Source organism: Pseudonocardia oceani, from assembly GCF_019263585.2.
Classification (GTDB): domain Bacteria; phylum Actinomycetota; class Actinomycetes; order Mycobacteriales; family Pseudonocardiaceae; genus Pseudonocardia; species Pseudonocardia oceani.
The window spans coordinates 6,534,407-6,547,350 of the sequence record NZ_JADQDF010000001.1; the positions used below are offsets into that span (position 1 = coordinate 6,534,407).

The 12,944-nt window shown below is 76.4% G+C and carries 14 protein-coding genes; 1 reads left to right on the top strand and 13 read right to left on the bottom strand.

Annotation, left to right across the window (positions count from 1 at the left end):
* Nucleotides 1–31: 31 nt before the first annotated feature.
* Together I4I82_RS32680 and I4I82_RS32685 are read right to left on the bottom strand one after the other, a co-directional pair.
* Nucleotides 32–340, bottom strand: coding sequence for an AzlD domain-containing protein (locus I4I82_RS32680; RefSeq protein ID WP_218593073.1), 309 nt, complete (start codon nt 338–340; stop codon nt 32–34).
* Nucleotides 337–1,011, bottom strand: coding sequence for an AzlC family ABC transporter permease (locus tag I4I82_RS32685; RefSeq protein ID WP_218593074.1), 675 nt, complete (start codon nt 1,009–1,011; stop codon nt 337–339). Before I4I82_RS32685 ends, I4I82_RS32680 begins: the two co-directional genes overlap by 4 nt.
* Nucleotides 1,012–1,064: 53 nt before the next feature.
* Here I4I82_RS32685 and I4I82_RS32690 point away from each other — a divergent pair, with 53 nt between their 5' ends.
* Nucleotides 1,065–1,619 carry a helix-turn-helix domain-containing protein gene (locus I4I82_RS32690; RefSeq protein WP_218596369.1) on the top strand — a complete coding sequence of 185 codons (555 nt, stop codon included), beginning with the start codon at nt 1,065–1,067 and terminating at the stop codon, nt 1,617–1,619.
* Nucleotides 1,620–2,184: 565 nt separating this feature from the next.
* Here I4I82_RS32690 and I4I82_RS32695 read toward each other — a convergent pair.
* The 11 genes from I4I82_RS32695 to I4I82_RS32745 form a co-directional block, all read right to left on the bottom strand.
* Entirely contained in the window at nt 2,185–3,189 is a 1,005-nt protein-coding gene (locus tag I4I82_RS32695; RefSeq protein WP_218596370.1) for a glycoside hydrolase family 16 protein, read from the bottom strand.
* The gene (locus I4I82_RS32700; protein ID WP_218596371.1) at nt 3,186–3,488 is read right to left on the bottom strand and encodes a hypothetical protein; all 303 of its coding nucleotides are present in this window, start codon (nt 3,486–3,488) and stop codon (nt 3,186–3,188) included. The genes I4I82_RS32695 and I4I82_RS32700 overlap by 4 nt, the downstream gene beginning before the upstream one ends.
* Before the next feature lie 160 nt (nt 3,489–3,648).
* A complete protein-coding gene (pdxS, locus tag I4I82_RS32705) occupies nt 3,649–4,578 on the bottom strand; it encodes a pyridoxal 5'-phosphate synthase lyase subunit PdxS (RefSeq protein WP_218593723.1) in 930 nt (309 codons plus the stop codon).
* A 24-nt stretch (nt 4,579–4,602) separates the two neighbouring features.
* Complete coding sequence (locus I4I82_RS32710) at nt 4,603–5,124, bottom strand: NUDIX hydrolase (RefSeq protein WP_226370393.1); 522 nt, start codon at nt 5,122–5,124, stop codon at nt 4,603–4,605.
* Nucleotides 5,125–5,167: 43 nt separating this feature from the next.
* Nucleotides 5,168–6,262, bottom strand: a complete 1,095-nt coding sequence (locus I4I82_RS32715) for a glycosyltransferase family 4 protein (protein ID WP_218593724.1) — start codon at nt 6,260–6,262, stop codon at nt 5,168–5,170.
* Nucleotides 6,263–6,279: 17 nt separating this feature from the next.
* Nucleotides 6,280–7,170, bottom strand: coding sequence for a phosphatidylinositol mannoside acyltransferase (locus I4I82_RS32720; RefSeq protein ID WP_218593722.1), 891 nt, complete (start codon nt 7,168–7,170; stop codon nt 6,280–6,282).
* Entirely contained in the window at nt 7,167–7,790 is a 624-nt protein-coding gene (pgsA, locus tag I4I82_RS32725) for a phosphatidylinositol phosphate synthase (protein ID WP_218593721.1), read from the bottom strand. The genes I4I82_RS32720 and pgsA overlap by 4 nt, the downstream gene beginning before the upstream one ends.
* Before the next feature lie 36 nt (nt 7,791–7,826).
* Entirely contained in the window at nt 7,827–8,399 is a 573-nt protein-coding gene (locus I4I82_RS32730) for an HIT family protein (RefSeq protein WP_218593720.1), read from the bottom strand.
* 11 nt (nt 8,400–8,410) lie between these two features.
* The gene (gene thrS / locus I4I82_RS32735; RefSeq protein ID WP_218596372.1) at nt 8,411–10,504 is read right to left on the bottom strand and encodes a threonine--tRNA ligase; all 2,094 of its coding nucleotides are present in this window, start codon (nt 10,502–10,504) and stop codon (nt 8,411–8,413) included.
* Nucleotides 10,505–10,632: 128 nt separating this feature from the next.
* Nucleotides 10,633–11,799 carry a hypothetical protein gene (locus I4I82_RS32740; protein WP_218596373.1) on the bottom strand — a complete coding sequence of 389 codons (1,167 nt, stop codon included), beginning with the start codon at nt 11,797–11,799 and terminating at the stop codon, nt 10,633–10,635.
* A gap of 140 nt (nt 11,800–11,939) precedes the next feature.
* Nucleotides 11,940–12,893 (bottom strand): hypothetical protein, encoded by a 954-nt coding sequence (locus tag I4I82_RS32745; RefSeq protein WP_218593441.1) that lies wholly within the window; start codon nt 12,891–12,893, stop codon nt 11,940–11,942.
* Nucleotides 12,894–12,944 lie beyond the last annotated feature (51 nt).

The window sequence follows — 12,944 nt, forward strand, 5'->3', positions numbered from 1 at the left end:
TGCACCCGCCGAGCCTCCCCTACGGGAGCGGTCACGGCACCCCGAGGAGCCGCAGGCCCGCGGTGGTGGCGGCGGCCAGCACCACGACCAGCACGAACGGCACCCGCCGCCACGCCGCGAGCGCCCCGACGGCGACGCCCCCGGTGCGCGCCCAGCCGGCGAAGCCGCCGTCCTGGGTGAGGGCGGCCGTGGCCAGCAGCGCGACGAGCAGGGCGGTGGCGCCGAGGTCGAGCAGGCGCTCGGTGCGCGGGGACAGCGACATCCGCTCGCGCAGCACGAGCCCGGACAGGCGCAGCAGGTAGGTGCCCGCGGCGAGGACGAGGACGGCGCACCAGGTCATCGGGATCCTCCGGTGGCGGCGGGCGCCTTCCCCGCGGCGGCCAGGCCCAGGAGCCCGACCAGCACCGGCAGGCCCGGGGGCAGGAACGGCGTGGCGACGAGCGCGACCGCAGCGGCCGTCAGCCCGACCCGGCGCGCGTCGGCCTCGCGCAGCGCCGGGACCAGCAGCGCGATCAGCGCGGCGGGGAAGGCGGCGTCGATGCCGAACGCGTCGGTGTCGGGCACCGCCGCCCCGGCCAGCACGCCGACCAGCGTGCCGACGTTCCAGAAGACGAACAGCGCGATCCCGCACATCCAGAACGCGCGGCGGGCGCCGGCGCCGCGGGAGCGGGCGAACGCGACGGACTCGTCGATCAGCACGTGCGCGCCGAGCAGCCGCGCGGGCCAGGAGGTGCCGACCACCGGGGACATCGCCAGCCCGAACGGCAGGTGCCGGGCGTTGATCAGCAACCCGGCGACGACCGCGGCCACCGGGCTCCCACCCGCCGCGACCACGCTCACGACCAGGAACTGCGAGCCCCCGGCGAACACGAGCAGCGACATCCCCGACGCCAGTCCGAGCGGGATCCCCGCCGCGGCGGCGAGCGCGCCGAACGACGCCCCGACCACCCCGACCGCGGAGGCGAGCGCGAGCACGTCGCGCAGACCGTCCGTTCGATTCAGCGAACGCATGTCGCTTATGCTGAACACCCGACCGGTGTTCGTCAACCCGAACGTGGAGACCGATGGAACGAACAGCACCTCTCGCCGCCATCGCCGCCGCCCTCCGCCGCGAGCGCGAGCGGATGGGCCTGTCGCTGACCGAGCTCGCGCGGCGGGCCGGGATCGCGAAGTCGACGCTCTCGCAGCTCGAGTCGGGCACCGGCAACCCGAGCGTGGAGACGCTGTGGGCGATCGCCGTGGTGCTCGACGTGCCGTTCAGCCGGCTCGTCGACCCGGCCGGGTCGCCGGTCCGGGTGATCCGCGCGGGCGAGGGCCTCGCCCTCCCGTCCGAGCACGCCCCCTTCACCGGCACCCTCCTCGCCGCCTGTCCGCCCGGGGCGCGGCGCGACCTGCACGTGATCACGGCGGAGCCCGGTGCGGCGCGGGAGGCGCACGCCCACATCCGGGGGACGACCGAGCACCTGCTCGTCACCGCGGGTCGGTGGCGGGCCGGGCCGGCGGGTGAGGAGGTGGAGCTGGGGGTGGGTGACTACGCCCGCTTCCCCGGGGACCGGCCGCACGTCTACCAGGCGCTGGTGGCGGGGTCGGGCGCGGTGCTGGTGATGGAGTACGTGTGACGGTGGCTGGCCTTGATCGCGGTCGGTCGCACGCCACGGTTGTTCCCACTGCGCTGAGGTGCGGTGGGTGGCGATCACGGCGGCGGTGATCGTCGGAACCGCACAGCCACGGTCGGCCGGACGACCACCACGTCACACTCTCGGCGATCACGCGCCCGGGCACTGCGCCCCGCGGCAGTGATCGCGTTCCACCGCACACCACGGTCGTCCCCACTGCGCTGGAGTGCGGCCTGCGGTGATCACGTGCCCGGGCACTGCGCCCCTCCGTCCGTGATCGCGTTCTACCGCACACCACCGTCGTCCCCACTGCGCTGAGGTGCGGCCGGCGGTGATCATCGCGACGGTGATCACCAGGACCGCACCGCTACGGTCCCTCGGGCGACAGCCACGTCGCACTCTCGGCGATCACCGCGGATGCCGGCCGTCGCCGCCCAGCCCTGGACGACATCGAGCCCCGATCGCCGGTTCGGGCGGCGATCGGGGCTGCGCACCGGTTCCGCGCGCCGCCCACCGGTGGGAGTCGTGTGCGGCAGAAGAACCGGCGTCTCGCTGGGGACTGAGGTGGTCAGCGGCGAGGTGCGGCGACGGCGTGGCCGACGATGCCGGGGCGGGCGGGGAGGTCGGGGGCGCCCTCGGCGAGGCGGACGCCTTCCGTCATGGCGACGCCCTCGGTGGCCGCGGGGGCGTCTGCGGCCGGTGCCGGATCGGCGGGTGCCGTCACGTCCGCGGGTGCCGTCGGGTCAGCGGGCGCAGCGGCGCCGGCCTGACGTGCTGCGTCGGCGGGGGCGGGGGCGGGGGCGGGGGCGGGGGCGGCGATATCAGCCGGTGCGGCCGCGCCGGCGGGAGACGCGTCGGCCGGCGTCGCCGTGTCGGCGGGAGGGGCAGGGTCGGTCGGGGCGCCCGACTCCGCGGGGGTGCCGGGGTCGGCGGGGGTGGCCGGGAGGGCGTACTGCCGGACCCAGTCGACCTGCATCGAGGACTCCTGGACCGTCGCGCCTGCGGTGGGGAACCAGTCGAGCTGGACGCACAGGTGCATGGGGCCCGAGGGCAGGAGGGCGGGGTCGTCGAGGCGCCACCACTCGGTGCCGTCGACGTAGGTGGTGACCGAGGTGGGGGTCCACTCGACGGCCCAGGTGTGCCACGCGGTGCCGTCGACCGCGACCTCGCCTGCCTCCGCCGCCGACCCACCGCCGGGGTGGACGAAGGCGTTGGCGGTCTGACGGGTGGGGTCGAGGACCTCGAGGAAGTCGATCTCCTGACCGGCGGCGGCCGGGTCGTCGGGCCAGAGCAGCAGGACCGGGTTGTACGACGGGTCACCGGCGGGGGTGCGCACCCGCGCCTCCCAGCGGCCGTACTCCTGGCCGGTGCTCCACGCCATCCCGCCGGTGTTGCCCTCGGCGTCGCCGGTGATCGTGAGGACGCCCTCGGAGACGCTCAGGGCCTCGGCGGTGCGGGTGCCCTGCCCGTCGAAGCCGGTGCCGGAGTAGACGCGCCAGTCGCCGCCGAGGAGGCCGTCGAACTCGTCGGCCAGCGCGGGACTGCCCCAGCCGAGCGATTCGGCCGCGGTCACGCAGGCGGCGCCGGCCGGAGCGGCGGGAATTGCCGGAGGGCGGCGGTGTCGGCCGGAGCCTCGTCGGTGGCGCCGTCGGCGGGGGCGCCGTCGGCGGGGGCATCGTCGGCGGGGGCATCGTCGTCCGAGCCCGAGTCGTCACCCGACTCGTCACCGGAGTCATCCCCCGAGTCCGCGTCGTCCGGGTCCGGCTCGTCCAGCGCCAGACCCTCCACTCCCCCGCCCACGCACTCCCCCGCCGGAGGAACGGACTGGGCGGCCTGCGCCACCACGGACCCGCTCAGCAGCGCGAGGGCCACCAGGCCACCTACCGTCACCTGTCGCCTCATGCGTCTCCCTATCCCCATCTGTCACATCGACGGGGCGGACGTTAGGCGCAGTGCGTGACTCCGGACGGGTGCGTCACACCATCGGGCCGGGTCCTCACCCGGTCCGGGGCACGCAGCGTGAGAGAACGGGTCACCAGCCGCGGCCGGCGTAGCGCTGCTCGGGCGGGAGCTGGTCGATGTTGATGCCGACCATCGCCTCGCCGAGGCCCCGCGAGACCTTCGCGATGACGTCGGGGTCGTCGAAGAACGTGGTGGCCTTGACGATGGCCTCGGCCCGCTGCGCCGGGTCGCCCGACTTGAAGATGCCCGAGCCGACGAACACGCCCTCGGCGCCGAGCTGCATCATCATCGCGGCGTCGGCGGGGGTGGCGATGCCGCCCGCGGTGAACAGGACGACGGGCAGCTTGCCGGCCGCCGCGACCTCGCGGACCAGCTCGACCGGCGCGCGCAGCTCCTTGGCCGCGACCCACAGCTCGGCCTCGTCGAGCGCGGCGAGCTTGCGGATCTCGCCGCGGATCGAACGCATGTGCCGGGTGGCCTCGACGACGTTTCCGGTGCCGGCCTCGCCCTTCGAGCGGATCATCGCCGCACCCTCGGAGATGCGGCGCAGGGCCTCGCCGAGGTTGGTGGCGCCGCAGACGAAGGGCACCGTGTACGCCCACTTGTCGATGTGGTGCGCCTCGTCGGCGGGGGTGAGGACCTCGGACTCGTCGACGTAGTCGACGCCGAGCGACTGCAGCACCTGCGCCTCGACGAAGTGCCCGATGCGGGCCTTGGCCATGACCGGGATCGAGACGGCGTCGACGATGCCCTGGATCATGTCCGGGTCGCTCATGCGGGCGACGCCGCCCTGCGCGCGGATGTCGGCGGGCACGCGCTCCAGCGCCATGACGGCGACGGCGCCGGCGTCCTCCGCGATCTTCGCCTGCGTGGCGTCGACCACGTCCATGATCACGCCGCCCTTGAGCATCTCGGCCATCCCGCGCTTGACGCGCGCGGTGCCCAGCTCGGGGGCGCCGGTGCTCGTAGTGGCGGCTGCGGACTGCTCGGGCGACGACACGGTGGTACCTCTCGACGTGCGGTTTCAGGCTGGACGGTGGCTCGATCCTACGTCAGGGCCCGGAGCGGCGCGCCCGGCCGCGGCAGAGGTCACGGCGATGTCGAGGTAGGCCGGCAGCGGCGCCGTCCCGGCGAGGCGCAGCCAGCGGACGAGCCGGCGGGAGCGCAGGTCGAGGGTGTCGCGCACGGCGTCGTGGTAGACGCTGCGCCCGAGCACGACGTACCGCTCGGCCTCGGCGAGCTCGGTGCGCAGGGGCTCGGGGAGGGCCGCGCGGTCGAGCACGGCGAGCCGGCGGCCCAGGTCGTTCTCGACGGCCTCCCGTTCCGCGTCGACGCCCGACGCGCGGGCCGCGGCGGCCGCGGCCTCCCCCAGCGCGCCGCCCGCGCACACCGCCGCCTCCGCCCGCCTGCGCAGCGCCGCGTCCAGGCCGGCGCGGGCGGCGTCGACCCGGATGTGCAGGCGGTGCAACCGGCGGACCCGCGCGGCCGCCAGCGCGACGACGCATGCGAGCGCCGCCAGCACGAGCAGGACCGGGAGCGTGGTCACGGGACCCCGACACGGTCGCAGCCAGACCCCGACTCGCGGGGGCTCATCCCGCCCGCCGCCCCGGGTCGGCGGCCAGCGCCGCCCGGTACACCCGCACCACGTCGGCCGCGACGACCGCCCAGTCGTAGGCCGCCACCCGCTCCCGCCCGGCGGCCGACAGCGCGGCGCGGCGGGGGGCGTCGTCGAGCAGGCCGGCCAGGGTGCGGGCCAGCGCCCCGGCGTCGCCGGCCGGGAACAGCACGCCCGCGGGCCCGAGGACGGCGCGGAACGCGTCGAGGTCGGCGGCGACCACCGGCGCCCCGGCGGCCATCGCCTCGGTGAGCACGATGCCGAAGCTCTCCCCGCCGCGGTGCGGTGCGCACAGCACCCGCACCGAGCGCAGCGCGGCGGCCTTGACGTCGTCGTCGACGGGGCCGAGCACGTCGAGGCGCCCGGCCCACGGGGCGGCCGCGCGGCGCAGGGCGTCGGGGTCGCCGCGCCCGACGACGAGCAGCCGCAGGTCGGGGCGGTCGGGGGCGAGCAGGCGGAGGGCGTCGAGCAGCACCGGCATGCCCTTGCGCGGCTCGTCGAACCGCCCGACGAACCCGACGACCTCCCCCGCCACCGGCAGCACCGGGCCGTCGGCGAACCGCGCGACGTCGACGCCGTTGGGGATCTCGACCGCGTCGCCGCCGAGGTGGCGCACCTGCACCGCGCGGGCCGTGGGCGACACGGCGATCCGCGCCGTCACCTTCTCCATCAGCGGCCGCAGCACCCCGCCGAGCGCGCTGAGGGCGCGGGAGCGGTCGGTGGCGGTGTGGAAGGTGGCGACGATGGGGCCCTGTCCGGCCAGCAGGGTCAGCACCGACAGGCTGACGGTCGTGGGCTCGTGCAGGTGCAGGACGTCGAACGAGTGCTCCCCCAGCCACCGCCGGACCCGCCCGTAGGACACCGGCCCGAACCGCACACGCGCGACGGACCCGTTGTAGGGCACCGACACCGCCCGCCCGGCACGGGTGACGAACGGCGGCACCGGCGTGCCCGGCGACGCGGGCGCCAGCACGTCGACCTCGTGGCCCGCGGCGACGAGCGCGTGCGCGAGGTCCAGGACGTGCGCCTGCACCCCGCCGGCCACGTCGAGCGAGTAGGGGCAGACCATCCCGACCCGGAGCCCGCTCACGGCCGGTCCGCGGTCCAGATCGGTTGCAGCATGTGCCAGTCGGCGGGCACCCGCGCGAGCATCGCCCCCAACGCGTCGGCGACGCCCTGGGTCGCCTTCGCGACGGCCGCGCGGTCGGGCACGGGCACCGGCGCGGCGAAGTCGAGCGCCCACCCGTCGGGGGTGAACGAGGGCACCGCGGGCAGCAGCAGGGCGCCGGTGGCGGCGGCCAGGCGCGCCGCGCCCGCGGGCACGCGGGCGGGCTCGCCGCACAGCTCGACGTCGGCGCCGGAGCGGCTCATGTCCAGGTCGGAGACCAGGCAGACGACCCCGCCGCCGCGCAGCCGCCGGTGCAGCGCACGGTAGGCGTGGGCGCCGTCCTGCGCGGCGACGACCTCGAACCCCAGCGACTCCCGGTACGCCACGAACCGCCGGTACAGCGACTCCGGCTCCAGCTTCGCCGCGACCGTGGTGAACGCGGGCTCGCGGCCGAGCGCGCGCAGCGTCTCGACGAGCCAGACGCCGGCGGCGTCCCAGTTGCCGCTGTGGGTCAGCGCGAACACGACCCCGCGCCCGTTCGCCTGGGCCTCGAGGAACGGCCCGGCGCCGCGGACGTGCGGGTCGGTGCGCCGGTGCAGGTCGGCGAGGTCCATCGCGGGCAGCCGGAAGACCTCGCACCAGTAGCGGGCGTAGCTGCGCATACCGGCCCGGACGAGCGCGTCGAGGTCGGCACCGGGGGCGAGGCGGGCGAGGTTGGCGCGCAGCTGCCGGACGCCGGGCCCGTCGCCGCGGACGGCGCGGTCGGCACCGAGCCGGAACAGCCACTGCGCGAGCGGCCCCGGCACCCGGCGCACGCCCGCCCAGCCGGCGGCGTAGCCGGCGTCGACCAGGCGCGGCCGGACGCTCACGCCTGCCCGGCCGGGGTGGCCTGCTGCGCGCTGCGGTGCACCGCGACGATCCGCTGCCCGAACGTCCACAGGGACGCCGCCGCGAGCAGCCACAGGGCCACCGCCAGCGCGTACGGGACGCCGAGACCCTCCAGTCCGCTGCCGACGAGGCCGAGGATCAGCCGCTCGGGGCGCTCGACGAGCCCGCCGTCGGCCGACAGCCCGGCCCCCTCGGCCCGCGCCTTGACGTAGGACACCAGCGAGCCCGCGACCAGGCAGATCAGCGCCGCGATCCCGACGAGCCGCTGCTGCCCGGTCCCCAGCGCCCACCAGGCCAGCGCGGCGAACAGTGCGCCGTCGGCGAGGCGGTCGCACGTGGAGTCGAGCACCGCCCCGAACGGGCTGTTGCGGCCGCGGGCGCGCGCCATCGCGCCGTCGATCATGTCGAACATCACGAAGAACCAGATGACGAGGGTGCCCACGAACAGTTCGCCGCGCGGCAGGAACCAGAGCGCCGCGGCGACCGTGCCGACCGTCCCGATCACGGTGACCGCGTTCGGGGTGACCCCGCGCGCGACCAGCCAGCGTCCGAGGGGCTGGACGACGCGGTTGACGTGCACGCGTGCGAAGACGTTGAGCATCGTGCTCCTGCTGCTGGGCCGGGTGGCCCCACCAGACTATCCGCGCGGCTCCCATGCGGAGGCCAGCAGGTCACGGGTCTCGCTCAGCAGCTGCGGGATGACCTTGGTCTGGCCCACGACGGCGATGAAGTTCGCGTCGCCGCCCCACCGCGGGACGACGTGCTGGTGCAGGTGGTCGGCCAGCGACCCGCCCGCGACGGTGCCCAGGTTCAGCCCGACGTTGAACGCGTGCGGCGCCGCCACCCGCTTCATCGTGCGCAGCGCCTCCTGCGTGAACGCCATCAGCTCCCCCGACTCCTCGTCGGTGAGGTCCTCGAGCTCGGCGACGTGCCGGTAGGGCAGCACCATGAGGTGGCCGGGGTTGTAGGGGTGCAGGTTGAGCACGGCGTAGACGTGCTTCCCCCGCTCGACGACCAGGCCCTCGCTGTCGGACAGCGAGGGGATCCGGCAGAACGGGCAGCCCGTGCCCCCGGCGTCCTTGATGTAGGCCATCCGGTGCGGGGTCCAGAGGCGGCGGAACCCGTCGGGCGTGCCGATCCCGTCGCGCGCCTCGAGGTCCGGACCGCCCGCCGGGCCGTCGTCCGCCACCCGGTCCGCACCCTCGCCCATGAGGGCCGATCCTAGGCGGGTTCGGCGGTACCGGCGGCGGTCAGGGCGTCGGCGGTGGGGTTGGCGTTGTTGCGCGCCGCGATCCAGCCCGTGATCAGCTCGACGGCGTCGGCCACCGGCACCCCGTTGACCTGCGTGCCGTCGCGGAACCGGAAGCTGACGGCGCCGGCCTCGACGTCGCGCGCCCCGGCCAGCAGCATGAACGGCACCTTGGCCAGGGTGTGCGTGCGGATCTTCTTCTGCATGCGGTCGTCACCCGCGTCGACGTCGACGCGCACGCCCCGCGCCCGCAGGGACGCGGCGATCTCGCGCACGGCGGGGACCTGCTCGTCGGTGACCGGGATCGCCGCCACCTGCACCGGCGCCAGCCAGGCCGGGAAAGCGCCCGCGTAGTGCTCGAGCAGCACGCCGAAGAAGCGCTCGATGGAGCCGAACAGCGCGCGGTGGATCATGACCGGCTGCTGGCGGGTGCCGTCGCCGGAGGTGTACTCCAGGTCGAACAGGCCGGGCTCCATGAGGTCGACCTGGATCGTGGACAGCTGCCAGGTGCGGCCGATCGCGTCCTTGGCCTGCACGCTGATCTTCGGGGCGTAGAAGGCGGCGCCGCCCGGGTCGAGGACGAGCTCCAGCCCGCTGGCCTCGGCCGCCTCGCGCAGCGCGTCCGTGGCCATCTCCCAGTCCTCGTCGCTACCGATCGACTTCTCCGGGTCGCGCGTGGAGAGCTCCAGGTAGAAGTCGTCGAGGCCGTAGTCGCGCAGCAGGTCGAGGACGAACTGCAGCAGCGACCGGATCTCGCCGCCCATCTGCTCGCGGCTGCAGTAGATGTGGGCGTCGTCCTGGGTGAACCCGCGCGCGCGGGTGAGGCCGTGGACCACGCCGGACTTCTCGTAGCGGTACACCGACCCGAACTCGAACAGCCGCAGCGGCAGCTCGCGGTAGGAGCGCCCGCGCGCCCGGTAGATCAGGTTGTGCATCGGGCAGTTCATCGGCTTGAGGTAGTAGTCCTGGCCGGGCTTGCGCACCGCGCCGTCGGCGCCGATCTCGGCGTCGATCTGCATGGGCGGGTACATGCCGTCGGCGTACCAGGCGAGGTGGCCCGAGGTCTCGAACAGCTGCCCCTTGGTGATGTGCGGGGTGTTGACGAACTCGTACCCCGCCTCCTCGTGGCGGCGGCGCGCGTAGTCCTCCATCTCGCGGCGGATGATCCCGCCCTTGGGGTGGAAGACCGGGAGGCCGGAGCCGATCTCGTCGGGGAACGAGAAGAGGTCGAGCTCGGAGCCCAGGCGGCGGTGGTCGCGCTTCTCGGCCTCGAGCAGCCGGTCGAGGTGCAGGTCGAGGGCCTCGGTCGACTCCCACGCGGTGCCGTAGATGCGCTGCAGCATCGGGTTCTTCTCGCTGCCGCGCCAGTACGCGGCGGCGCTGCGCATGAGCTTGAAGGCCGGGATGAACCTGGTGGTCGGCACGTGCGGGCCGCGGCAGAGGTCGGACCAGACGGTCTCGCCGGTGTGGGCGTGCACGTTGTCGTAGGCGGTGAGCTCGGCGCCGCCGACCTCCATGACCTCGCTGGTGTCGATGTCGACGGCACCGGGGCCCTTGAGCTCGATCAGCTCCAGCTTGTACGGCTCGTCGGCGAGCTCCTTGCGGGCGTCGTCGAGGGAGTCGTAGCGGCGGCGGGAGAAGCGCTGCCCCGCCTTGACGATCTTCTTCATCGCCGACTCGAGCTTGGTCAGGTCCTCGGGAGTGAAGGGGACCTCGACGTCGAAGTCGTAGTAGAAGCCGTCGACGACGGGCGGCCCGATCCCCAGCTTCGCGTCCGGGCGCAGCTGCTGCACGGCCTGGGCGAGCACGTGCGCCGCGGAGTGCCGGATGACCGAGCGGCCGTCGTCGGAGTCGGCGGCGACGGCCTCGACCTGCACGTCGGCGTCGGGAACCCAGGCGAGGTCGCGGAGCTGACCCTCGCCGTCCCCGTCGGGCAGGGTGCGGACGCCGACGATCGCGGTCGGCCCGGACGTCGGCAGGCCCGCCTCGCGGACGGCGGCGCCCGCCGTGGTCCCGGCCGGCACCCGGACGGGAGCGGGGGCGGGACGGGGTGCGGGCGCGGACACGGAGGGCCTCCAGGGGGTGGTGCGGACGTCGTCCCGATGCTAGAGGTGCGCCGCTACGGGGTTCCCGCCGCGGCCCCGGTCCGTCCCCGGGTCCGGTCGGCTCCGGTGGCGGCCGGCTCGGGCGCCGGTCAGCTCAGGCGGCGCAGGCCGTCGGCCAGGCGGCGCAGCGTGTCGAGGTCCTCCGCCCACGCGCGGTCGGGCAGGCCGGTCGTGGAGCCGCCGGAGCGGGGGGCGGGGACCGAGCGGACGCTGCCGGTGGAGCGGCGGCGCGGCAGGACCACCGGCGGGGCGTCGGGCCGGCTCAGCTCGGCCAGGGCGACGGCGGCACGGGCGCCGGCACCGGAGCGGGCCGGGTCGGCGGCGAGGACGGCGAGGGCCGGTTGCCGGCCGGGTGCGGCGGGGCGGGTGCGACGACCGGTGGTCCCGGCGGCGGTGACGTCCACGGCGTCGCCGGAGGGAGGCTCGGGCTCCGCCGGTGCGACCGGGGAGAACAGGCTGCCACCGGAGGACGTGGGATCGGCCGTCACCGCAGGCACGGGTGCGGCCGGGGCGGGCCCGACGGGCTGCGACGTGCCGGGCTGCGACGTGCCGGGCTGCGACGTGCCGGGCTGCGACGTGCCGGGCTGCGACGTGCCGGGCTGCGACGCGCCGGGCTGCGACGCGCCGGACCCGACCGGCTCGGCGAGGACCGGGCCCTCCTCCCCCACCGCCTCCGGCGCCACCCGCGCCGGCAGGGCCGGGGACCGGCCGAACGTGGCGGCGACCGCGGACGGAGCAGCGGGCCACGGCACGGCGGTCGGGGCGACCGTCGGGGGCGCGGCTGGAGCGGGGGCGACCGCGGGCACCGCCACCGTCTCCGCCGAGACGTCCGGAGCCGCGGCTGCAGGGGTGACGACCTCCAGCGGGGCGGTGAGGTCCGAGACGGGCTCGGCCGTGACCGCCCGCCGCACCGCGTCCTGCAGGGCCGGGTCGGCCAGGGCCCGGCGCGCACGGACCGGGTCGGCCCCCAGGTCGAGCCGCAGGTGCACGAACACCCCGGCGACCGGGGCCGGGCGCAGGACGTGCAGCGAGCGGTCGGTGGTGACGAGGACGTCGTCGAGCCCGCCCTCCCCCAGCGCCACGGCCTCGCGCAGCAGACCGGCCACCGCGGCCGGGTCGTCGGGGCCCGACGCCGCGTCGCCCGCCTGCGCGACCACGGAGCCCGCTCGCCCGTCGACCACGCGGACGGTGCGCGCACCGGCGTGCGCCAGCAGCGCCTGCAGGTCCGCGGCGAGGCGGGTGGCGGGAACGGCCATCGCAGCAGCCTCCCGCACGACGCGGGGCCCGGCCATCACCGCCCGTCCGGCACGGCGCGTGGTGCGCCGAACGGCTCGGACGGGTGACGGCGGGCGGGTCGACCCCCGCGGCCGGGCGCCGGGCGGTCGGGCCCCGGCGCTCACCGCTCCCCGGCGGGCTCCTCCCGGCGCTGGCCCGGGGCCAGCGCGGACAGCGGCGCGGGAGGCCGGTCGGCGTCCGCCCCGACCGAGGGGACGACGGGCGCGGACGACGGTCGGGGCAGGGGCGTGGGCCGTGGTGCGGGCCGAGCCGCGGGCGGGCCGAGCGGCGACCGGGGCGCCGGCGGGACCGGCGGCCGCGCGGGCGGCGACGGGACCGTCGACACGAACAGCGCACCGGGCGCGGGCGGCGGCACCGCCCGCAGGACGGGCGGGCCGGGCCGCAGCGTGCCGGGGTCCGGCGCCGGCCGGGCGAACCCGCCGAGCGTCAGCAGGGCCGCGTCGACCCGGCCACCGTCGGCCCGCCCGCTGCCCACCTGGGATCCGTCGGGTCCGGCGCCGGGACCTCCGGAACCGGAGCCCGGCCAGGGCGCCGGAGCGGCCGGAGCCGTCGCCGGGGCGGGCCCGGCGAGGCCGGCCGCAGCGGGGCCCGCCGCAGCAGCGACGGGCACGGGCACGGGCCCGACCGGCAGCGACCACCCGGCCGCGTCCGGCCGCCGCGTCATCGACGGCCCGGCCGTCAGCGCCGGGGCCGAGACGACACCGAGGCGGCGGCGGGTCCGTTCCACGGCGAGGCGCCCGCCCGACACGACGACCGCCAGCGCGAGGCGGTCGCCGTGCGGGTCGGGCACGGTGCGCAGGACGTGGTGGTGCCCGTCACCGCGGGTGAGGACCAGCTCGCACGCCGGACCCGACCCGTCCGCACCGGCGAGGGCGGTGCGGACGAGGTCGGCGTGACCGGCACCGAGCACTTCGAGCTCGGGGAGCTCCAGGTCGGCGGAGCAGCCGTCCAGCAACATGCCGCTGTCGACGTCGACGAGCACGGCACTGCGCACCCGGCGGTCCCGCAGCAGCGGGCCGAGCACGGCCCGCAGGCCGTCGGTGCGGACGTTCACGATGTGGCGGTGCCGGGCCATCAGGACGCCTACGGACCTCACCACATCCCG

Coding starts and splice junctions, on each gene's coding strand:
- pgsA (WP_218593721.1), bottom strand. CDS start 7,790: ATGCTCAACGTCTTCGCACGCGTGCACGTCAACCGCGTCGTCCAGCCC.
- I4I82_RS32715 (WP_218593724.1), bottom strand. CDS start 6,262: ATGGTCTGCCCCTACTCGCTCGACGTGGCCGGCGGGGTGCAGGCGCAC.
- I4I82_RS32680 (WP_218593073.1), bottom strand. CDS start 340: ATGACCTGGTGCGCCGTCCTCGTCCTCGCCGCGGGCACCTACCTGCTG.
- I4I82_RS32690 (WP_218596369.1), top strand. CDS start 1,065: ATGGAACGAACAGCACCTCTCGCCGCCATCGCCGCCGCCCTCCGCCGC.
- I4I82_RS32685 (WP_218593074.1), bottom strand. CDS start 1,011: ATGCGTTCGCTGAATCGAACGGACGGTCTGCGCGACGTGCTCGCGCTC.
- I4I82_RS32730 (WP_218593720.1), bottom strand. CDS start 8,399: ATGGGCGAGGGTGCGGACCGGGTGGCGGACGACGGCCCGGCGGGCGGT.
- I4I82_RS32740 (WP_218596373.1), bottom strand. CDS start 11,799: ATGGCCGTTCCCGCCACCCGCCTCGCCGCGGACCTGCAGGCGCTGCTG.